Origin of the sequence: Streptomyces sp. XM83C (assembly GCF_023072675.1) — a bacterium.
GTDB lineage: Bacteria > Actinomycetota > Actinomycetes > Streptomycetales > Streptomycetaceae > Streptomyces > Streptomyces thermocoprophilus.
Window position 1 is genome coordinate 1 of record NZ_JALLGL010000084.1, and the last position, 21,464, is coordinate 21,464.

Sequence of the window (21,464 nt, forward strand, 5' to 3'; positions counted from 1 at the left end):
TTGGCGTGTGAGGGGGCGGGCCGGCGTGCTGCCCGGCGTCGAGGGCTGCCTCCCGGCGGGCGAGGCCGGGGTCGTCCGGCGCGAGCGGCTACCGGCGTGCGCGGCCGGGCCCACCCCGGCGTCGGCTCCCGGCCGGCAAGGCCGGGGTCGTCCGGCGCGAGCGGCTCCCGGCCGGCAAGGCCGGGGTCGTCCGGCGCGAGCGGCTCCCGGCCGGCAAGGCCGGGCGCGCGAGGCCGGGCCTGCTCGGCGCGAGCGGCCCCAGGCATGCGAGGCCGGGCTCACACGGCGCAGGTCCCCGGCGCGGCCGGGCCCACCCCGGCGTCGGCGGCCCCCGGCGTGCGTGCCGCCCCGCCCGCGGTGAGGGCGGAGATGCGGCGGCGCCTGCCAGGTCCGGTCGGGGACAGTGGCAGGCGCCGTCTGTGTGCCGTACGCCTTTGTACGGCCACGTTCTTCGGTTGTCCGTCAGACCGCCAGGGCGCGGTCGGTCGGGCGGATCGGGGCGGGCAGGTCGCTGGCCCCGGTCAGGTAGCGGTCGACGCCGCGGGCGGCGGAGCGGCCTTCGGCGATGGCCCACACGATGAGGGACTGGCCGCGGCCGGCGTCGCCGGCGACGAACACGCCGGGCACGTTGGTCTGGAAGTCGGCGTCGCGGGCGATGTTGCCGCGCTCGTCCAGTTCGAGGCCGAACTGTTCGACGAGGCCGTTGACGCGGTCGGTGCCGGTGAAGCCCATGGCGAGGGTGACGAGCTGGGCGGGGATCTTCCGCTCGGTGCCGGGCTTCGGGGTGAGCTTGCCGTCGACGAACTCGACCTCGGTGAGGTGCAGCCACTGGACGTTGCCGTCCTCGTCGCCTTCGAAGTGGGTGGTGGAGACGGAGTAGACCCGCTCGCCGCCCTCCTCGTGCGCGGAGGTGACCTTGTACAGCATCGGGAAGGTCGGCCACGGCTGGGTGACGTTGTTCCGCTCGTCGTTCGGGCGGGGCATGATCTCCAGCTGGGTGACGGAGGCGGCGCCCTGGCGGTGGGCGGTGCCCACGCAGTCGGCGCCGGTGTCGCCGCCGCCGATGACGACGACGTGCTTGCCCTCTGCGGAGATCGGGGAGGTGACGTAGTCGCCCTCCTGCACCTTGTTGGCCAGGGGCAGGTACTCCATGGCCTGGTGGATGCCCTTGAGTTCGCGGCCCGGCACGGGCAGGTCGCGGGGGGTGGTGGCGCCGACGGCGAGGACGACGGCGTCGTACCGCTTGCGCAGCGCGGTGGCGGGCATGTCCCGGCCGATCTCGATGCCGGTGCGGAACTTGGTGCCTTCCGCGCGCATCTGCTCGATACGGCGGTTGATGTGCCGCTTCTCCATCTTGAACTCGGGGATGCCGTAGCGCAGGAGGCCGCCGATGCGGTCGGCGCGCTCGTACACGGCGACGGTGTGGCCGGCCCGGGTGAGCTGCTGGGCGGCGGCCAGGCCGGCGGGGCCGGAGCCGACGACGGCGACGGTCTTGCCGGAGAGGCGTTCGGGGGCCTGAGGGGCGACCCGGCCGGCCTCCCACGCCTTGTCGATGATGGACACCTCGACGTTCTTGATGGTGACCGGCGGCTGGTTGATGCCGAGGACGCACGCCGACTCGCAGGGTGCCGGGCAGAGGCGGCCGGTGAACTCGGGGAAGTTGTTGGTGGCGTGCAGCCGCTCGTAGGCGGCGCCCCAGTCCTCGCGGTAGGCGTAGTCGTTCCACTCGGGGATGAGGTTTCCGAGGGGGCAGCCGTTGTGGCAGAACGGGATGCCGCAGTCCATGCAGCGGCTGGCCTGCTTGCTGATGATGGGCAGCAGGGAGCCGGGGACGTAGACCTCGTTCCAGTCCTTGACGCGTTCTTCGACGGGGCGGGACTTGGCGACCTCGCGCCCGTGGTTCAGGAAGCCCTTCGGGTCAGCCATTGATCGCCGCCTCCATCATCTTCTCGTGGGTCTCGGACTCGGAGAGACCGGCTCGCTCGGCGGCGTCCTTGGCGGCGAGCACTGCCTTGTACGTGCTGGGGATGATCTTGCTGAAGCGCTCGACGGCGGTGTCCCACTCGGCCAGGAGCTTGGCGGCCACGGTGGAGCCGGTCTCCTCCTGGTGGCGGCGGACGACGTCGTGCAGCCACTGCTTGTCGGCCTCGTCGAGCGCCTGTACGGCGTCCAGGTTGCCGATGTTGACGTTGTCGCGGTCCAGGTCGATCACGTAGGCGACGCCGCCGGACATGCCGGCCGCGAAGTTGCGGCCGGTCTCGCCGAGGACGACGGCGTGACCGCCGGTCATGTACTCGCAGCCGTGGTCGCCCACGCCTTCGGAGACGACCAGCGCGCCGGAGTTGCGGACGCAGAAGCGTTCGCCGACCTTGCCGCGCAGGAACATCTCGCCGCTGGTGGCGCCGTAGCCGATGGTGTTGCCGGCGATGACGCTGTATTCGGCGAGGTGGTCGGCGGCCCGGTCCGGGCGGACGACGACACGGCCGCCGGACAGGCCCTTGCCGACGTAGTCGTTGGCGTCGCCCTCCAGGCGCAGTGTGATGCCGCGGGGGACGAAGGCGCCGAAGGACTGGCCGGCGGAGCCGGTGAAGGTGATGTCGATGGTGTCGTCGGGCAGGCCGGCGCCGCCGAACTTCTTCGTCACCTCGTGGCCGAGCATGGTGCCGACCGTGCGGTTGATGTTGCGGATGGCGACCTGGGCGCGGACCGGCTGGGCGTCGGCGGCGCTGTCGGCGGCGAGCGCGTCCGCGGCGAGCTTGATCAGTTCGTTGTCCAGGGCCTTCTCCAGGCCGTGGTCCTGGGGGACGGCCTGGTGGCGGGCGGCGCCCTCGGGCAGGGCGGGGACGTGGAAGAGGGGCTCCAGGTTCAGGCCCTGTGCCTTCCAGTGGTCGACGGCGCGTTCGACGTCGAGGACCTCGGCGTGGCCGACGGCCTCCTCGATGGAGCGGAAGCCGAGCTCGGCGAGGAGTTCGCGGACCTCCTGTGCGATGAACTCGAAGAAGTTCACGACGTATTCGGCCTTGCCGGAGAACCGGTCGCGCAGGACGGGGTTCTGGGTGGCGATGCCGACGGGGCAGGTGTCCAGGTGGCAGACGCGCATCATGACGCAGCCGGAGACGACGAGCGGGGCGGTCGCGAAGCCGAACTCCTCGGCGCCGAGCAGTGCGGCGATGACGACGTCGCGGCCGGTCTTCAGCTGGCCGTCGGTCTGGACGACGATGCGGTCGCGCAGGCCGTTGAGCAGCAGGGTCTGCTGGGTCTCGGCGAGGCCGAGTTCCCAGGGGCCGCCCGCGTGCTTCAGGGAGGTCAGCGGGGAGGCGCCGGTGCCGCCGTCGTGGCCGGAGATCAGCACGACGTCGGCGTGGGCCTTGGACACGCCGGCTGCGACCGTGCCGACGCCGACCTCGGAGACCAGCTTCACGTGGATGCGGGCCTGCGGGTTGGCGTTCTTCAGGTCGTGGATGAGCTGGGCGAGGTCCTCGATGGAGTAGATGTCGTGGTGCGGCGGCGGGGAGATCAGGCCGACGCCGGGGGTGGAGTGGCGGGTCTTGGCGACCCACGGGTAGACCTTGTGGCCGGGCAGCTGGCCGCCCTCGCCGGGCTTGGCGCCCTGCGCCATCTTGATCTGGATGTCGTCGGCGTTGACGAGGTACTCGGAGGTGACGCCGAAGCGGCCGGAGGCGACCTGCTTGATGGCGCTGCGCCGCTTGGGGTCGTAGAGGCGCTCGGGGTCCTCGCCGCCCTCGCCGGTGTTGGACTTGCCGCCGAGGCGGTTCATCGCGATGGCGAGGGTCTCGTGCGCCTCCTGGGAGATGGAGCCGTACGACATGGCGCCGGTGGAGAACCGCTTGACGATCTCGGAGACGGGTTCGACCTCATCGATCGGGATGGGCTTGCGGTCGGACTTGAAGCCGAACAGGCCGCGCAGCGTCATCAGGCGCTCGGACTGTTCGTTCACGCGGTCGGTGTACTTCTTGAAGATGTCGTAGCGGCCGGTGCGCGTGGAGTGCTGGAGACGGAAGACGGTCTCCGGGTCGAACAGGTGGGGTTCGCCCTCGCGGCGCCACTGGTATTCGCCGCCGATCTCCAGCGCGCGGTGCGCGGGGGCGATGCCGGAGGCGGGGTAGGCCTTGGCGTGGCGGGCGGCGACCTCCTCGGCGATGACGTCGATGCCGACGCCGCCGATCTTGGTGGTGGTGCCGTTGAAGTACTTCTCGACGAAGGCCTCGTCCAGGCCGACGGCTTCGAAGACCTGGGCGCCGCGGTAGGAGGCGACGGTGGAGATGCCCATCTTGGACATGACCTTCAGTACGCCCTTGCCGAGGGCGTGGATGAGGTTCTTGATGGCCTTCTCGGGCTCGATGCCGTCGATGAAGGTGCCGGCGCGCAGCAGGTCCTCCACCGATTCCATGGCCAGGTAGGGGTTGACGGCGGCGGCGCCGTAGCCGATGAGGAGGGCGACGTGGTGGACCTCGCGGACGTCGCCGGCCTCGACGAGCAGGCCGACCTGGGTGCGCTGCTTGGTGCGGATGAGGTGGTGGTGGACGGCCGCGGTGAGCAGCAGGGAGGGGATCGGGGCGTGCTCGGCGTCGGAGTGGCGGTCCGACAGGACGATGAGGCGGGCGCCGTTGTCGATGGCGGCGTCGGCTTCGGCGCAGATCTCGTCGATGCGGGCGGCGAGGGCGTCGCCGCCGCCCTGCACGCGGTACAGGCCGGAGAGGGTGGCGGCCTTGAAGCCGGGCATGTCGCCGTCGGCGTTGATGTGGATGAGCTTGGCCAGCTCGTCGTTGTCGATCACGGGGAAGGGCAGGGTGACCGAGCGGCAGGAGGCGGCGTTCGGTTCCAGCAGGTTGCCTTCGGGGCCGAGGGAGGAGCGCAGCGAGGTGACGAGTTCCTCGCGGATGGCGTCCAGCGGCGGGTTGGTGACCTGGGCGAACAGCTGGGTGAAGTAGTCGAAGAGCAGGCGGGGGCGCTCGGAGAGGGCGGCGATGGGCGAGTCGGTGCCCATGGAGCCGATGGGTTCGGCGCCGGTGCGGGCCATCGGGGCGAGGATGACGCGGAGTTCTTCCTCGGTGTAGCCGAAGGTCTGCTGGCGGCGGGTGACCGAGGCGTGGGTGTGGACGATGTGTTCGCGTTCGGGCAGGTCGCTGAGTTCGATCTCGCCGGCTTCGAGCCACTCCTGGTAGGGGGCGGCGGCGGCGAGCTGCGCCTTGATCTCGTCGTCCTCGATGATGCGGTGCTCGGCGGTGTCGACGAGGAACATCTTGCCGGGCTGGAGGCGGCCCTTGCGGACGACCTTGGCGGGGTCGATGTCGAGGACGCCGACCTCGGAGCCGAGGACGACGAGGCCGTCGTCGGTGACCCAGTAGCGGCCGGGGCGCAGGCCGTTGCGGTCGAGGACGGCGCCGACCTGGGTGCCGTCGGTGAAGGTGACGCAGGCGGGGCCGTCCCAGGGCTCCATCATCGTGGAGTGGTACTGGTAGAAGGCGCGCCGGGCGGGGTCCATGGAGTCGTGGTTCTCCCACGCCTCGGGGATCATCATCAGCACGGAGTGCGGCAGGGAGCGTCCGCCGAGGTGCAGCAGTTCCAGGACCTCGTCGAAGGAGGCGGAGTCGGAGGCGTCGGGGGTGCACACCGGGAAGAGGCGGTCGAGGTTCTTGTCGCCGAAGAGGTCGGAGACGAGCTGGGACTCGCGGGCGCGCATCCAGTTGCGGTTGCCCTTGACGGTGTTGATCTCACCGTTGTGGGCGACGAACCGGTAGGGGTGTGCGAGGGGCCACGACGGGAAGGTGTTCGTGGAGAACCGGGAGTGCACGAGGGCGATCGCGGAGGCGAAGCGGCGGTCGGACAGGTCCGGGAAGAAGGGTTCGAGCTGGCCGGTGGTCAGCATGCCCTTGTAGACGATGGTCCGTGCGGACAGCGACGGGAAGTAGACGCCGGCTTCGCGTTCGGCGCGCTTGCGCAGCGCGAACGCCTTGCGGTCGAGGTCGATGCCGGTGCTGGTGTGGTCGGTGACGAAGATCTGCCGGAAGACGGGCATCGTCGAGCGGGCGGTGGCGCCGAGCAGTTCGGGGGCGACGGGGACGTCGCGCCAGCCGAGGACGGTGAGGTTCTCGTCGGCGGCGATGGCTTCGATCTGCGCGGCAGTGGTGTCGGTGTCTTCCTCGGGGAGGAAGGCGATGCCGACGGCGTAGCCGCCGGCGGCGGGCAGGTCGAATCCGGCCACTTCGCGGAAGAAGGCGTCGGGGACCTGGGAGAGGATGCCCGCACCGTCACCGGAGTCCGGCTCGGAGCCGGTGGCGCCACGGTGCTCCAGGTTGCGCAGGACTGTGAGGGCCTGCTCGACCAGGGTGTGGGACGCCTCGCCGGTGAGGGTCGCGACGAAGCCGACGCCGCAGGCGTCGTGCTCGTTGCGGGGGTCGTACATACCCTGCGCAGCAGGGCGAGCATCCATGAACGACCAGGTCGCCCGGTCGTTCGAGGAATGCTGGGACGGCTGGCGCGGCGTACGCATCGGCTCTCCCGTCGTCGTCAAGTGGCATGTGCTGGTGCCGAGGGACGACGTTGGCCCTCTGCGGTGTCGGTGCACCTGAGTGCGAAATTTCGTGCAGGTTACATGATGGAACGGCTCTCGGGAATCGGATACTCCGTTCCAGCATGCGGACGCCACAGGGGTGTGGCGGGGTGTGTGGCCCCGTTGTTCCCGTGGCGGAAAGTGTGTGGGGGTCGATGCGGACAGATCGGTGTCCGGCGACCCGAAAGCGGGGCGGGCGCCGTCGCCCGTCCCGTGGGTGTGCCGCGGGCGTCGTTGCCCGCAGCGCTTACGGCTCATGCCCCGCGGTCATACGGTCGAAACCAACGGGTAACGATGTACTTATGCGGCCCGACGCATAAGTACCAGTCCTTTTATCCTACGGCCGTTCCGAAGAAGCTGCCCAGGGCGTACGTCACACCGGCGGCGGCGCCGCCCAGGGCGAGCTGCCGCAGTCCGCTGAACCACCAGGTGCGCGCGGTGACCTTGGCGACGACGGCGCCACAGGCGAAGAGGCCGGCGAGGGCGAGCAGGACGGCGGGCCACAGGGCGGTGGCGCCGAGCAGGTAGGGCAGGACGGGCAGCAGGGCGCCCAGCGCGAAGGAGCCGAAGGAGGACACGGCGGCGACGAGCGGGGAGGGCAGGTCGCCGGGGTCGATGCCGAGTTCCTCGCGGGCGTGGATCTCCAGCGCCTGCTCGGGATCCTCGGACAGCTGGCGGGCGACCGCGCGGGCCAGGCCGGGCTCGACGCCTCGGGCCTCGTAGAGGGCGGCGAGTTCGGCTTCCTCGTCGGCGGGATGCTTGCGCAGTTCCCGCCGCTCGACGTCGAGTTCGGCCTCGACCAGTTCCCGCTGGGAGGCGACGGAGGTGTATTCGCCGGCGGCCATGGAGAAGGCGCCGGCGGCGAGGCCGGCGAGCCCGGTCAGCACGATGGTCTCCCGGCTCACCGACCCGCCGGCGACGCCGGTCATCAGGGCGAGGTTGGAGACCAGGCCGTCCATCGCGCCGAAGACGGCGGGGCGCAGCCAGCCGCCGTTGACGTCGCGGTGGGTGTGATTGTCGCGGTGGGCGACGTGGAGTGCGGCTTCGGTCTCGATGATGGCCACGGGAGATCCCCCAGGAAGCTAAGGCAAAGCTAAGTTTGGACGAGTTCCATCTTTTGACAACCATGAATGTACGCCGTCGCATTCCTGCCCGCCAGCAAGGAAAGGCTGGGCTAACCTGCGGTTTCGCCTTCCTCCGCGCATCGGTTGCCGCTGCCGCTGTGCGGGACGGGTGACGCTGAGGCCCGCGAGGCTGCGCCGCACCCGGCACCGGGGACAGTTCCGCCGAGGGGCCGCACGCCCCCGGGAGGAGAGGTGGCACATGGCATCGATCCGTGAGCGGGCCCGCGGCGCCCTGCTCGGCCTGGCGGTGGGCGACGCGCTCGGCGCCCCCGCCGAGAACCTGAAACCCTCCGAGATCCGCGCCCGCTGGGGCCGTATCACCGGATACGTCACCGACCGGCCGGCCGGCACCGACGACACCGAGTACACCGTCTTCTCCGGGCTGCTGCTCGCCCGCCACGGCGCCGCCCTCACCCCCGCCCTGGTGGAGGCCGCCTGGCACGAGTGGATCGCCGACCTTCCCGAAGGGCCCTTCCGCGGGGCCGGATTCAGCGAACGCGGCACCCTGGAGAACCTGCGCCGAGGCCTCGCCGCCCCCATCTCCGCCCAGCATCGGCACGCCTGGAGCGACGGCCTCGCCATGCGGGCCGCACCCTTCGGCGTCTTCGCCGCGGGCCGGCCCGCGGAGGCGGCCCGGCTCGTCGCGATCGACGGCTCCGTCAGCCACGACGGCGAGGGCATCCACGGCGGGCAGGCCGTCGCCGCCGGCGTCGCCGCCGCGATGGCGGGCGCCCCGCCGGCCGCCGTGATCGCCGCCGCCCTCACCGTCGTACCGGACGACTCCTGGACCGCCCGCTCCCTGCGCCGCGCCGTGACCGCCGCCCACCGCGGCGAACGCGCCGTGCGCTACGCCGTCGTCATCGGCGGCTACCCCTGGACCGACCTCGCCCCCGAGGCCGTCGCCCTCGCCTTCGGCGCCTACGCCGCGGCCGACGGCGACTTCCGGGAAGCGGTCCTCACGGCCGTCAACATGGGCCGCGACGCCGACACCACCGCGGCGGTGGCGGGCGCGCTCGCCGGAGCGACCCAGGGCGTGTCCGCGATCCCCGCCGAGTGGGCCGCCCCCGTCGGAGCGTGCCGCGGCAGCTGCCTGCCGGCGATGCGGGGACGGCACGTACTGGAGATCGCGGACCTGCTGGTGGAGGCGGCGGGGGCCCGGGAAGGGGCAGCCGAGGAGGCGCGGGCACCGAGGGCCGCCGCAGGCCCGAAGGCCCCGGCAGGCCTCGGCCCCGCGGGCGGACCGGAGACCGCCCCGGCCCTGACGGCCCTGCTGCCCGCCGGCCCGGCGCAAGCCGAAGCGGCGGCGGACGGCCCGCTGTCCGCCGGGCGCCGCCCCCTGGCCGGTCCGCAGCCCCTCGCGGACGCGGAGGCGCGGTCATGAGCCGGCGCATCGAGGGGCTGCTCCTCGGGCTCGCCGCGGGTGACGCCGCCGGCTGGCCCGCCGCCCGGCACCGCGCGGCCCGGCTGCCCGACTGGACCCGACGCCTCACCCGCGAACTCGACACGTTCGCCGAGCAGAACGCCACCACCACCCTGCCCGTCCCGATCGCCCTCAACCAGCCCCCGGAACCCCTGCGGCTCGGCCCCTCCGACGACGCCGAGTGGGCTGTGTTCGCCGCCGAGGCGCTGCTGCGCGCCGGCGACGACACCGCCCTCGGCGACCTCAGCCGCGCCCGCCGGGTGCGTACCGCGATCGACCTGACGTGGAGCGCCCTCGCCGCCGAGGTCGCCGCCGCCGAGGAACGCGCCCCCGAGGTGGAGTCGGCCGTTCTGCCGCTGCGCGCCCGGATCTCCGTGCGCGCCGGCCTCGGCAACCTCGCCACCGGGCTGCGCCCGCCCGCCACCGGCCACGACAACCCGCACTACTTCGACGACGCGGCCTGCGTCCGCGCCTGCGTCCTGGCCGCCGCCCACCCCGGCGACCCCGCACAGGCCGCCGGGCTCGCCGAGTTCGACGCCCGCTACACCCAGGACGGCGACGGCGTGCACGGCGCCCGCGCCATGGCGGCGGCCGTCTCCCTCGCCCTCGCCGGTGCCGGCACCGACACCTGTGTCGCCGCCGCCCTCGCCGAACTCCCCGAGGAGACGGAGATCGGCCGCAACGCCCGCCACGCGCTGGGTCTCGCCCGCGCCGCGGACAGCGCCTTCGCGCTGGTGCCGCCGCTGGAACACCAGATCGTCGACCACGTCTACAGCTACGGCATCGCCGCCGCCGAGACCGTTCCCGTCGCCCTCGCCCTCACCACCGCCGCCCGCGGCCGGATCGCGGAAGCCGTCCCCGCCGCGGCCTGCCTGTCCCGCGTCGCCGACTCCGCGCCCGCCCTCACCGGCGCCCTGACCGGCGCGCTCGGCGGCGGCGCCGCGGTCCCCGCGACCTGGCGGGAGAGCTGCCGCGCCCTGTCCGGATGCGTCCTGCCCCGCCTCACCGGCACCGACCTGGTGGAACTCGCCGGACAGCTGGAAGCCGTACAACCAGCCCCTCCAGGAGGATGATTCGGGGCATGACGCCCAAAGGAGATGAAACCCTGGAGGCCCGGATCACCGGAGCCCTGGTCGGCGCGGCCGTCGGCGACGCCCTGGGCGGGCCCGTGGAGGGCTACAGCCCCGACCAGATCCTCCAGCGGCACGGCGGCCGGATCCACGGCATCGTCGGCCCCTGGCACGGCGACGCCTGGCGCACCGCCCGCCCCCTCGCGCCGTACCACAAGGGCGACGGGCACGTCACCGACGACACCCTGATGACGCACGCCCTGGTCCGGGTCTACGACCGGGTCCGTGACCATCTGGACGCCTACGCGATCGCCGAGCATCTGGTGCCCGACCTGATGACGAACCCGCGGTGGATCCCCGAGCTGGAGACGGAGGCTCTGCCCTTGCAGCGGATCTTCCTCGCCGAGAAATGGCTCGTGACGCGCATCCACTACGGGCACGCCGACCCGCGCGAGGCCGGCGTCGGCAACATCGTCAACTGCGGTGCCGCGATGTACATGGCGCCGGTCGGCCTGGTCAACGCGGCCCATCCGCGCGCCGCCTACGCCGAGGCGCTGGATGTCGCGGGCGCCCACCAGTCGTCGTACGGCCGTGAGGCGGCCGGCGTGTTCGCGGCGGCGGTCGCCGCGGCGGCCTCACCCGGCGCGACCCCCGACTCGGTGGTCGGCGCGTGTCTGTCCCTGGCGAAGGACGGCACCCGCACCGCGATCGAGCGGGCCTGCGAGACAGCCGCCCGCCACAGCGACTTCGAGTCGGCGCTCGGCCCGCTGCGGGAGGCGGTCGCGCCGTACGACACGGTCGGCCCCGACTACCGCGATCCGTCGCTCGGCGCGCGCCGCCCGTCCCGGCTGCACTCCGTCGAGGAACTGCCCGTCGCCCTCGCCATGACGGTGGTCGCCGGCGGCGATCTGCGGCACGCGGTGCTCGGCGCGGTGAACTACGGCAGGGACTGCGACTCCATCGCCACCATGGCCGGCGCGGTGACCGGCGCGCTGGGCTCCCCCTGCCCCGACGACTGGGCGAAACGCGTCGCCGAGGCCAGCCGTCTCGACCTGTGGGAACCCGGCCGCACCCTGACCGCGGTGGCCCGGGAGGTGTTCGAACGGGACGTACGGCGCCGACGCGCCCACGAGCGGGCGTTCGCCGCGCTGGGAGGCAGCGGATGCTCCGAGTGACCTGGGTCCAGCCGGAGGACCTGATCGGGCACGAGCTGCGCCAGGCAGCCCTCGACGGCCGCGAGCCGCAGGCGGTCGCCGCGCGCTGGCGGGCCGCGGGCGGCCCGGACGCCCCCGAACGGGCGGGCGCCTCGCACCGGCCGGTCTCCCGCTGTCTGCGGCAGCTCGCCGGGGATCTGCTGGACGAACTCGCCGAGCTGCCCAGCCGGTTCGCCGACGACGAACCGACCGACCTGGAGCGCATCAAGGCCCTGTGCCCCGACTGGCCGGCCCCCGCCCCGGCCAGGACGGCCGCCTGCGCCGCCCGGCTGGAGGCGGCGTGGCTGGGCCGGGCCGTGGGCTGCCTGCTCGGCAAACCGGTCGAGAAGCTGCCCCTGGACGGCATCCGCGCGCTCGCCCGCGCCGCCGGCAACTGGCCGCCGGCGACGTATTTCACCGCCAGGGGCGTGCCCGCGGAGCTGCTCGCCGCGCACCCCTGGAACCGGCGCTCGGCGGGCACCTCCCTCGCTGAGAACATCGACGGCATGCCGGAGGACGACGACCTCGACTACCCGCTGCTGAACCTGCTGCTCCTGCGCCGCCACGGCCGCGGCTTCACCACCGCCGACGTCGCCCGCCTCTGGCTCGACGAACTGCCCGCCGGCCGCACCTTCACCGCCGAACGCGTCGCCTACCGCAATCTGCTCTCCGGCATCGAACCCCCGCACACCGCCCGCAGGCGCAACCCGTTCCGCGAATGGATCGGCGCGCTGATCCGCGCCGACATGCACGGCTGGACCAACCCCGGCGACCCGGCCGCCGCCGCCGAACAGGCCCACCGCGACGCCGTCCTGACGCACACCGCGAACGGCGTGTACGCGGCGATGTTCACCGCGGCCGTCCTCGCCGCCGCCGGCACCGGCACACACGACGTGCACACCTGCCTGCGCATCGGCCTCACCGTGGTCCCGCCCCGCTCCCGGCTGGCCCGCGCCGTCCGGCACGCCGTCGAACTCGCCCGCCGCGAGCAGGACTTCGACACCGTCGTGGACACCCTGCACGCCCTGTACTCCCCCGCCCACCACTGGGTGCACGCCGTGCCCAACACCGCGCTGACCGCCGCCGCCCTCACCCACGCCGACGGCGACTTCACCGGCTCGATCTGCCGGGCCGTCTCCGGCGGCTGGGACACCGACTCCGACGGCGCCACCGCCGGCAGCGTCGCCGGACTCCTCGCCGGCCGGCCCGCCGCCCTGCCCGACCGCTGGACCGCGCCGCTGAAGAACCGGCTCGCCAGCTCCGTCGCCGGCTTCGACGGCGTCGGCTTCGACACCCTGGCCCGACTCACCCACCGGGAGGCCTCCCGCCCATGACGCACATCGTCGTGCTCGGCAGCACGAACATGGACCTCGTCGCCTACGTCGAGAAGGCACCGCAACGCGGTGAGACCGTCACCGGCCGCGAATTCCGCACCGTGCCCGGAGGCAAAGGCGCCAACCAGGCCGTCGCCGCGGCCCGCGCCGGCGCCGCCGTGTCGATGATCGGCGCCGTCGGCAACGACACGTTCGGCACCCGGCTGCGCACCGGCCTCGAGCACTCGGGGGTGAACACCGACCATCTGCGCACCGTCGAAGGGCCCTCCGGCACCGCGCACATCGTCGTCGACGACGAGGGCGGCAACTCCATCGTCGTGATCCCCGGCGCCAACGGCACCCTCGACCACCTCGTCCCCGGCGACGAGGGCCTGATCGGCTCCGCCGACGCGCTGCTGCTACAGCTGGAGATCCCGCTCTCCGCCGTACGCGCCGGCGCCCGCGCCGCCCGCGCGCACGGCGTCCGTACGATCCTCACCCCGGCGCCCGCCCGCCCGCTGCCGCCCGAACTCCTCGCCGACATCGACCTGCTGGTGCCCAACGAGCACGAGGCCGCCGCCCTCACCGGCATCACCGACCCCGTCGCCGCCGCCGACGCCCTGCTGCGGCAGGTGCCGCAGGTCGTCGTCACCCTCGGCCCGGCCGGCTGCCTGTACGCGGCGCGCGGCGCCGAACCCCTCACCGTGCCCGCGCCGCAGGTCAGCGCCGTCGACTCCACCGGCGCCGGCGACACCTTCACCGGGGCGCTCGCGGTGGCGCTCGGCGAGGAGCGCCCGGTGCGGGAGGCACTTGCCTGGGCTGCTGCTGCGGCGGCGCTGTCCGTGCAGCGGGAAGGCGCGTCGGCGTCGATGCCGTACCGCTCCGAGATCGACGCGAGGTACCGGCCGTGACCACCACCGCCCCGCTCACCGAACTGCGCGTCCTCGACCTCGCCACCCTGTTCGCGGGGCCGATGGCCGCGACGCTGCTCGGCGACTTCGGCGCCGACGTCGTGAAGATCGAGCATCCGCTGCGGCCCGACCCGTCACGCGGCCACGGCCCCGCCAAGGACGGCATCGGCCTGTGGTGGAAGGTCCTCGGCCGCAACAAACGCACCGTCACCCTGGACCTGTCCAGGCCCGGCGGCCGGAACACCCTGCTGCGGCTCGCCGCCGATGCCGATGTGATCATCGAGAACTTCCGGCCCGGCACCCTGGAGAAATGGGGCCTGGGCTGGCCACAGCTGTCCGCGGCCAACCCGCGGCTCGTCCTCGCCCGCGTCACCGGCTTCGGGCAGAGCGGACCGTACGCCCGCCGGCCCGGCTTCGGTACCCTCGCCGAGGCGCTGAGCGGCTTCGCCGCCGTCACCGGGGAACCCGGCGCGCCGCCCACCCTGCCGCCGTTCGGGCTGGCCGACTCCGTCGCCGGGCTGGCCACCGCGTACGCGGTGCTGACCGCGCTCGCCGCACGGCGGCACACCGGGCGCGGACAGATCGTCGACCTCGCTCTCCTCGAACCGATCCTCGCCGTACTCGGCCCCCAACTCACCTGGTACGACCAGCTCGGTCATGTGCAGGAACGCACCGGGAACCGGTCCGCGAACAACGCGCCCCGCAACACCTACCGCACCGCCGACGGCACCTGGGTGGCCGTGTCCACGTCCGCGCAGTCCGTCGCGGAGCGGGTGATGCGGCTCGTGGGGCGGCCCGACCTGATCGACCAGCCGTGGTTCGCCACCGGCGCCGGCCGCGCCCGCCACACCGACGAGCTGGACGCGGCGGTCGGCGAGTGGATCGCCGCTCGCGGCCGGGACGAGGTGCTCGCCGAGTTCGACAAGGCGGACGCGGCGATCGCGCCCGTGCAGAACGTACGGGACGTGATGGCCGACCCGCGGTACCGGGCGCTGGGCACCGTCGCCACCGTCGACGATCCCGACCTCGGCCCGCTGCGCATGCAGAACGTGCTGTTCCGGCTGTCGGAGACGCCCGGCGCGATCCGCTGGGCGGGCCGCGCGCACGGAGCGGACACCGACGCCGTCCTCGTCGAGGCCGGGCTGAGCGCGGCCGAGGTGGCGGCGCTGCGCGCGGAGGGCGCCGTATGACGGCGGCGGCCGGGGTGTCCCAGGGCTCCGCCGCTCCCCCGCTGACCTGGCTGTACGTTCCCGGGGACCGACCGCGGAAGGTGGAGAGGGCGCTCGGGGCGGGCGCCGATGTCGTGGTGGTCGACCTGGAGGACGCGGTCGCCCCGGAACGCAAGGAGTACGCGCGTGCCGCCACCGCCGAGCTGCTCGGCGAGCCGCAGCCGGTGCCGGTGCACGTCCGTGTCAACGCGCTGGAGGGGCCTCTGGCCGCGGCCGACCTGGCGGCGCTCGCCGCCCTCCCGGGGCTGTCGGGGCTGCGGCTGCCGAAGGTGACCTCGCCGGCGCAGGTCGTCCGGGTCGCCGGGGGCACGGCACCGGCCGGGCGAGGGGCGCCGGCGCTGTACGCGCTGCTGGAGTCCGCTCTGGGGGTGGAGCACGCCCATGCGATCGCCACCGCCCATCCGGCGCTGCGGGGCATCGCGCTCGGGGAGGCCGATCTGCGGGCGGATCTCGGGCTGCGGGACGACGCCGGGCTGGACTGGCCGCGGTCGCGGGTGGTGGTCGCGGCGCGCGCGGCGGGGCTGGCGCCGCCTCCTCAGTCGGTGCATCCCGACGTACGTGATCCGGTGGGGCTCGCGGCGAGCTGTGAGCGGGGCCGGGCGCTGGGGTTCCTGGGGCGGGCGGCGATCCATCCGCGTCAGCTGCCGGTGATCGAGCGGGCCTATCTGCCCACCGCCGAGGAGGTCGAGCGGGCGCGGGCGGTGGTGGAGGCGGCGACCGCGGTGCCCGGCGCTCTGGCGCTGGCGGACGGCCGGTTCGTGGACGAGGCGGTGGTCGCGGCGGCCCGGCGGACGCTGGCGCTGGCCCGCCGCCACTGAGCACGGCCCGGCGCCCGGCCGATACGCGGAGGGCGCCCGGGGTGGCCCCGGGCGCCCTCGTCGCCGTACGGCGGGCGGTCAGCTCTTCTTGGCTGCCGACTCGGTCTCGTCGCGGGCCGCGTCGGAGTCGGCCGGTGACGTGTCCTCGGGTGCCGTCTCGCGGGCGTCGGACTTGCCTTCGCCGCCGGCGTCGGACGGCTCGGCGGGGTCGGCCTCGCCGGGCTCGGTGTCGGAGGCCTTGGCCAGGCTGGTCCTGGCGTCGTCGTCGGCGGTCCCCTCGGCGGTGCCGGGGGTGCCGTCGCCGGCGCCGGGCTCGACGACGGCCTCACGGCCGGGGCTCCTCTTCGCCGAGATGATCATGTAGAGGACGGCGAGGAGGAAGACCAGCAGCGCGGTCCAGTTGTTCAGTCGCAGGCCGAAGATGTGGTGGGCGTCGTCGACGCGCATGTACTCGATCCAGAAGCGGCCCGCGCAGTACGAGGCGACGTACAGGGCGAACGCCCGGCCATGGCCCAGCTGGAAGCGGCGGTCGGCCCAGATGACGAGCAGGGCGACGCCGACGCACCACAGGGACTCGTACAGGAACGTCGGGTGGTAGTAGCCGGGCACCCGGCCGGCGGCGTCCGAGGTGATGCGCACCGCCCACGGCAGGTCCGTCTCCCGCCCGTACAGCTCCTGGTTGAACCAGTTGCCCCAGCGTCCGAGGGCCTGCGCGAAGGCGATGCCGGGCGCGACGGCATCGGCGTAGGCGGGCATGGGGATGCCGCGGCGGCGGCAGCCGATCCACGCTCCCAGCGCGCCGAGGGCGATGGCGCCCCAGATGCCGAGGCCGCCTTCCCAGATCTTGAAGGCGTCCACCCAGTCACGGCCTTCGCTGAAGTACAGCTCGTAGTCCGTGATCACGTGGTAGAGGCGGCCGCCGACGAGGCCGAAGGGGACGGCCCAGACCGCGATGTCGGCCACCGTGCCGGCCCGCCCGCCCCGGGCGATCCAGCGCTTGTTGCCGAGCCAGACGGCAACGAAGACGCCGATGATGATGCAGAAGGCATAGCCGCGCAGCGGAAGGGGCCCGAGGTACAGCACCCCGCGCGACGGGCTGGGAATGTAGGCAAGTTCCATGGCAAGGTCGACGCTACCGTGCCGGGCCGGACGCACGGCGGGTGGCCCGGCTACGGGTCCATAACGGGGCGGTGAGAAAACGCCCGCGTCAGCGGGGTCAGCCCTTGGCGTTCTCCTGCACCATCTGCTTCAGCTTGGCGGGGGTCATCGACGGGACCTCGGCGAGGTTCTGCCCGTTCAGCAGGACCGTCGGTGTGCCTTGGTGGCCGCTGTCGAGGAATGCCTGCGCGGACTTCTTCACCCAGGCGTCGTGCGTGCCGTCCTCGACGCAGGTGCGGAAGGCGGGCGTGTCGAGGCCGTCGACCTTCTTCGCCAGCTCCAGCAGCTTCGCGTTGTCGCCGAAATCGTCGTCGTTCTCCTCGGGCTGGTTCTCGTACAGCACGTCGTGGTACGCGGTGAACTTGCCGGCGTCCTGGGCGCAGGCGGCGGCGTTGGCCGCCTTGCGGGAGCCGGAGCCGCCCATCCGGCCGTCGATGATGGTGGCCAGCCGGTACTCGGCCCTCAGCAGGCCGGCGTCGGTCAGTTCGTGGATCGTGTCGCGGTACTCCCCCTCGAAGCTTCTGCAGGCGGGGCAGCGGAAGTCCTCCCACACGACGAGGGTGGACTTCGCGTCGCTCCTGCCGACCGGGACGGCCAGCGCGTCCTGTCCGGTGGCGCCGGACGGGGCGACGACCGCGCCGGTGGTGCCGTCGTCCTTGCCGGCATTGGCGGCGACGACGCCGATCACCGCGGCCAGGCCGAGGACGCACACGACGGCCGCGCCCACGATCAGTGCCCGCCGCCGCTTCTCGGCGGCTTTCTGCTTCGCGCGCTCCGCGGCCAGCCTCTCCCGGGCGGTGCGCTTCGCCTCTCGGTTCTTCTCGCTCACACACCGCAAACGAACCGGGGAGGCGCGGCGCGCCTCCCCGGCGACAGGACCACCCGTTCGAGTGACCTGTCAGGAATTGCCCGGACGGTCCGGTCCGTCACGCCTGTCCGCGGACGCCCTTCGCGAGTTCCCCTGCGAGTTCCCGGACGGCGGCGAGTCCCGCGGTCTCGTCGGGGGCGTCCAGCATCCGCTTGACGAAGGCGGAGCCGACGATGACGCCGTCGGCGAAGCCGGCGACCTCGGCGGCCTGGGCGCCGTTGGAGACGCCGAGGCCGACGCAGACGGGCAGGTCGGTGCCGGTGGCGCGGGTGCGTTCCACCAGGTCGCGGGCCTGCGCGCCGACGGACTCGCGGGTGCCGGTGACGCCCATCAGGGAGGCGGCGTAGACGAAGCCGCTGCCCGCCGCGGTGATCTCGGCGAGCCGTGCGTCCTTGCTGCTGGGCGCCACGACGAACACGGTCGCGAGTCCGTGCTTGTCGGCGTGCTCCCGCCACAGCGCGGACTCCTGCACGGGCAGGTCGGGCAGGATGCAGCCGGCGCCGCCCGCCTCGGCGAGCTCGGCGGTGAACCGCTCGACGCCGTAGCGATCGATGGGGTTCCAGTACGTCATGACGAGGACGGGCTTGCCGGTGGCCGCGTGGGCCTCGCGCACGGTCCGCATCACGTCGGCGATCCTGACGCCGCCGCGCAGCGCGATGTCGTCGGCGGTCTGGATGACGGGGCCGTCCAGGACGGGGTCGCTGTGCGGCAGGCCCACCTCGACGATGTCGGCGCCGCCGTCGAAGACGGCCTTGATCGCGTCGATGCCGCCGTCGACGGTCGGGAATCCGGCCGGGAGGTAGGCGATGAGCGCGGCGCGGTTCTCGGCCCTGGCCGCGGCGATGGTGTCGGTCAGCAGCTGGATGTTCCCGCTCACTTGGCGTCCCCCTCGATCTCCGCCGTGTCGGCCTCGTTCGCCGCGACCTGCGCGTCGGTGTCGTACAGCCCGAAGTAGCGGGCGGCGGTGTCCATGTCCTTGTCGCCGCGGCCGGAGAGGTTGACGACGATCAGGCCGTCCTCGCCGAGTTCCCGGCCGACCTCGAGGGCGCCGGCGAGGGCGTGGGCGGACTCGATGGCCGGGATGATGCCCTCGGTGCGGGACAGCAGGCGCAGCGCCTGCATGGCGGCGTCGTCGGTGACGGCGCGGTACTCGCCGCGGCCGGAGTCCTTGAGCCAGGAGTGCTCGGGGCCGATGCCGGGGTAGTCCAGGCCGGCGGAGATGGAGTACGGCTCGGTGATCTGGCCCTCGTCGTCCTGGAGGACGTAGGAGCGGGAGCCGTGCAGGATGCCGGGTTCGCCGGCGGTGAGGGTGGCCGCGTGCTCACCGGTGTCGATGCCGTGGCCTGCGGGTTCGCAGCCGATGAGGCGGACGTTCTCGTCGGGGATGAACGCGTGGAAGAGGCCGATGGCGTTGGAGCCGCCGCCGACGCAGGCGATCGCCGCGTCGGGCAGCCGGCCGGCGCGCTCCAGGAGCTGGCGACGGGCCTCGACGCCGATGACGCGGTGGAAGTCGCGGACCATCGCCGGGAAGGGGTGGGGTCCTGCGACGGTGCCGAAGAGGTAGTGGGTGTGGTCGACGTTGGCGACCCAGTCGCGGAACGCCTCGTTGATGGCGTCCTTCAGGGTGCGGCTGCCGGACTTCACGGCGACGACCTCGGCGCCGAGCATGCGCATGCGGGCGACGTTGAGGGCCTGCCGCTGGGTGTCGATCTCGCCCATGTAGATGGTGCAGTCGAGGCCGAACAGGGCGCAGGCGGTGGCGGTGGCGACGCCGTGCTGGCCGGCTCCGGTCTCGGCGATCACGCGGGTCTTGCCCATGCGCTTGGTGAGCAGGGCCTGACCCAGCACGTTGTTGATCTTGTGGGAGCCGGTGTGGTTGAGGTCCTCCCGCTTGAGGAAGACGCGGGCGCCGCCGGCGTGCTCGGCGAAGCGGGGCACCTCGGTCAGCGCGGAGGACCGGCCGGCGTAGTTCACCAGCAGGTCGTCGAGCTGCTTGGCGAACTCGGGGTCGTTCTTGGCCTTGTCGTACTCGACGGCGACCTCGTCGACGGCGGCGACGAGGGCCTCGGGGATGAACTTGCCGCCGAACGCGCCGAAGTAGCCGTCAGGGCTCGGCACCTGGCCGTCGGGGTCGGGGATGAAGAAGTTGCTGGGCATGCGTGTACCTCACGGTGAGTGCATGGGAGAACACTGATCGCCGTGGGGCCCGGGGGTCAGCCGGCCGTGCGCCTGCTGCGGCTGCTGTGGCCGTGTCCCGCGCCCCTGGGGGGACACTGCCATCGACGGCCGTTGACCTGGCCCGGTTCGTCGCCGATGACGTAGCGGACGCGGCGGCCGTGCACACGGCGTGCGGGCGCGCGGCAGCCGCGGGGCCGGCAGCCGCGCGCGAGGCGGGCGTACGGGTCCCGGGCTGTCGGGGCGGTCCGGAAAGTCATCGGGTGCAGCCTAGCGGGGGATCAGCTCCGGCCGTGGCGGAGCGCGGGGTGTTCGCCGGCGGCCACCAGGTCGGCCACCGCCGCCTTGGGGTCCTTGCCGGTGACGAGGGACTCGCCGACCAGGACGGCGTCGGCGCCGGCGTTGGCGTACGCGATCAGGTCGTGCGGGCCGCGGACTCCGGACTCGGCGACCTTGACGATGTGGTCGGGGATCTCGGGCGCGACACGCTCGAACGTGTTGCGGTCGACCTCCAGCGTCTTCAGGTTGCGCGCGTTGACGCCGATGACCTTGGCGCCGGCGTCGACGGCACGCTCGACCTCGTCCTCGTCGTGCACCTCGACGAGCGGGGTGAGTCCGATGGACACGGCCCGCTCGATCAGCGACTCCAGGGCCGGCTGGTCCAGCGCGGCGACGATCAGCAGCGCGAGGTCGGCGCCGTAGGCGCGGGCCTCCCACAGCTGGTACGAGGTGACGATGAAGTCCTTGCGCAGCACCGGGATGTCGACGCGGGCGCGGACGGCCTCCAGGTCGGCGAGGGAGCCGCCGAAGCGGCGCTGCTCGGTGAGCACGGAGATGACGGCGGCGCCGCCCGCCTCGTAGTCGGCGGCGAGGCCTGCGGGGTCGGCGATGGCCGCGAGCGCGCCCTTGGACGGGCTGGAACGCTTGACCTCGCAGATCACCCGGACGCCGTCGCCGCGCAGCGCGGCCACGCCGTCCTTGGCAGCCGGGGCCTTGGCGGCGCGCTCCTTGAGCTCGTCGAGGCTGACGCGTGCCTGCCGCTCCGCGAGGTCGGCACGGACTCCGTCGATGATCTCGTCGAGCACACTCACGCGAGCGGCCCCCTTCCGGGCGGTCGGAAACCCAATGGTCACTGCGATGGTATCCGGAGGAGGGCGAAGGCCTCGCATCCGGTTGACGCCGGTCCCACTTCCTGGACGCCCCGCGGCCGGGGTCAGGGGTGCAGGAAACCGCCGAACGGCAGGTTCCGTACGACCGTGAAGACCAGCAGCGACACGCCTAGCGCCCACAGCGTGGCGGGCCGCGGATCGAACCGCGTGGGGCGGGCGCGGGCCGCGCGGACCACCCAGCCGGTCCAGCCGGCCGCGAACAGGAGAAAGCCGGCGACGGCGACCGCGTTGGCGTGCAGGGCGGTGAGCAGATCGCCGTGGACGAAGGCGTGGGCGCTGCGCAGCCCGCCGCAGCCGGGGCAGTACAGGCCGGTGGTGCGCAGCAGCGGGCAGACGGGGTAGTGGCCGGGCTCGTTGGGGTCCACCGCGCCGACGTAGGCGAAGGCGGCGGCGACGGCCGCGAACACGGCCAGTGGCGCGGCAAGCCGCGCCGGGGCGGGGC

At 73.3% G+C, this 21,464-nt stretch carries 18 protein-coding genes; 8 read left to right on the forward strand and 10 right to left on the reverse strand.

The window, feature by feature from the left end:
- Positions 1-462 precede the first annotated feature (462 nt).
- Positions 463-1,926, reverse strand: coding sequence for a glutamate synthase subunit beta (locus tag MTQ10_RS12260; protein ID WP_247466026.1), 1,464 nt, complete (start codon positions 1,924-1,926; stop codon positions 463-465).
- Positions 1,919-6,514: a glutamate synthase large subunit gene (gene gltB / locus MTQ10_RS12265; protein ID WP_247466029.1), complete on the reverse strand. Its 4,596-nt coding sequence runs from the start codon at positions 6,512-6,514 to the stop codon at positions 1,919-1,921. Before gltB ends, MTQ10_RS12260 begins: the two co-directional genes overlap by 8 nt.
- Here gltB and MTQ10_RS12270 point away from each other — a divergent pair.
- Positions 6,453-6,593: a hypothetical protein gene (locus MTQ10_RS12270; RefSeq protein WP_247466069.1), complete on the forward strand. Its 141-nt coding sequence runs from the start codon at positions 6,453-6,455 to the stop codon at positions 6,591-6,593. The two genes, gltB and MTQ10_RS12270, sit on opposite strands and share 62 nt — an antisense overlap.
- 313 nt (positions 6,594-6,906) lie before the next feature.
- Here the strand turns inward: MTQ10_RS12270 and MTQ10_RS12275 are convergent, their stop codons facing one another.
- Positions 6,907-7,638, reverse strand: coding sequence for a VIT1/CCC1 transporter family protein (locus tag MTQ10_RS12275; protein WP_247466031.1), 732 nt, complete (start codon positions 7,636-7,638; stop codon positions 6,907-6,909).
- A 259-nt stretch (positions 7,639-7,897) separates the two neighbouring features.
- On the opposite strand from MTQ10_RS12275, the gene MTQ10_RS12280 reads away from it, so the two are divergent.
- Genes MTQ10_RS12280 through MTQ10_RS12310 form a run of 7 tightly spaced genes read left to right on the forward strand, consistent with a single transcriptional unit; the run spans position 7,898 to position 15,652 of the window.
- Positions 7,898-9,079, forward strand: a complete 1,182-nt coding sequence (locus MTQ10_RS12280; protein ID WP_441350996.1) for an ADP-ribosylglycohydrolase family protein — start codon at positions 7,898-7,900, stop codon at positions 9,077-9,079.
- Positions 9,076-10,191, forward strand: a complete 1,116-nt coding sequence (locus MTQ10_RS12285) for an ADP-ribosylglycohydrolase family protein (protein ID WP_417840453.1) — start codon at positions 9,076-9,078, stop codon at positions 10,189-10,191. Before MTQ10_RS12280 ends, MTQ10_RS12285 begins: the two co-directional genes overlap by 4 nt.
- Before the next feature lie 8 nt (positions 10,192-10,199).
- On the forward strand, positions 10,200-11,363 hold the full coding sequence (locus tag MTQ10_RS12290) for an ADP-ribosylglycohydrolase family protein (protein ID WP_247466038.1): 1,164 nt from the start codon (positions 10,200-10,202) through the stop codon (positions 11,361-11,363).
- Positions 11,351-12,715, forward strand: a complete 1,365-nt coding sequence (locus MTQ10_RS12295; RefSeq protein ID WP_247466041.1) for an ADP-ribosylglycohydrolase family protein — start codon at positions 11,351-11,353, stop codon at positions 12,713-12,715. Before MTQ10_RS12290 ends, MTQ10_RS12295 begins: the two co-directional genes overlap by 13 nt.
- The gene (gene rbsK / locus MTQ10_RS12300; RefSeq protein WP_247466044.1) at positions 12,712-13,605 is read left to right on the forward strand and encodes a ribokinase; all 894 of its coding nucleotides are present in this window, start codon (positions 12,712-12,714) and stop codon (positions 13,603-13,605) included. The genes MTQ10_RS12295 and rbsK overlap by 4 nt, the downstream gene beginning before the upstream one ends.
- Positions 13,602-14,795, forward strand: coding sequence for a CaiB/BaiF CoA transferase family protein (locus MTQ10_RS12305; protein WP_308404561.1), 1,194 nt, complete (start codon positions 13,602-13,604; stop codon positions 14,793-14,795). The genes rbsK and MTQ10_RS12305 overlap by 4 nt, the downstream gene beginning before the upstream one ends.
- Positions 14,792-15,652 carry an HpcH/HpaI aldolase/citrate lyase family protein gene (locus tag MTQ10_RS12310; RefSeq protein WP_247466047.1) on the forward strand — a complete coding sequence of 287 codons (861 nt, stop codon included), beginning with the start codon at positions 14,792-14,794 and terminating at the stop codon, positions 15,650-15,652. The genes MTQ10_RS12305 and MTQ10_RS12310 overlap by 4 nt, the downstream gene beginning before the upstream one ends.
- 78 nt (positions 15,653-15,730) lie before the next feature.
- Here the strand turns inward: MTQ10_RS12310 and lgt are convergent, their stop codons facing one another.
- The 7 genes from lgt to MTQ10_RS12340 all read right to left on the reverse strand — a co-directional run.
- A complete protein-coding gene (gene lgt / locus MTQ10_RS12315; RefSeq protein WP_247466050.1) occupies positions 15,731-16,771 on the reverse strand; it encodes a prolipoprotein diacylglyceryl transferase in 1,041 nt (346 codons plus the stop codon).
- Between the two features lie 97 nt (positions 16,772-16,868).
- On the reverse strand, positions 16,869-17,639 hold the full coding sequence (locus MTQ10_RS12320; protein ID WP_247466052.1) for a DsbA family protein: 771 nt from the start codon (positions 17,637-17,639) through the stop codon (positions 16,869-16,871).
- Between the two features lie 97 nt (positions 17,640-17,736).
- Entirely contained in the window at positions 17,737-18,555 is an 819-nt protein-coding gene (gene trpA / locus MTQ10_RS12325; protein WP_247466055.1) for a tryptophan synthase subunit alpha, read from the reverse strand.
- On the reverse strand, positions 18,552-19,835 hold the full coding sequence (gene trpB, locus MTQ10_RS12330) for a tryptophan synthase subunit beta (protein ID WP_247466058.1): 1,284 nt from the start codon (positions 19,833-19,835) through the stop codon (positions 18,552-18,554). The genes trpA and trpB overlap by 4 nt, the downstream gene beginning before the upstream one ends.
- Before the next feature lie 56 nt (positions 19,836-19,891).
- Positions 19,892-20,113: a tryptophan biosynthesis modulator TrpM gene (gene trpM / locus MTQ10_RS31620; RefSeq protein WP_374117598.1), complete on the reverse strand. Its 222-nt coding sequence runs from the start codon at positions 20,111-20,113 to the stop codon at positions 19,892-19,894.
- A gap of 21 nt (positions 20,114-20,134) precedes the next feature.
- Complete coding sequence (trpC, locus tag MTQ10_RS12335) at positions 20,135-20,944, reverse strand: indole-3-glycerol phosphate synthase TrpC (RefSeq protein WP_247466061.1); 810 nt, start codon at positions 20,942-20,944, stop codon at positions 20,135-20,137.
- 122 nt (positions 20,945-21,066) lie between these two features.
- The coding region (locus tag MTQ10_RS12340) for a DUF2752 domain-containing protein (RefSeq protein ID WP_247466063.1) at positions 21,067-21,464 on the reverse strand (398 nt) is incomplete at its 5' end.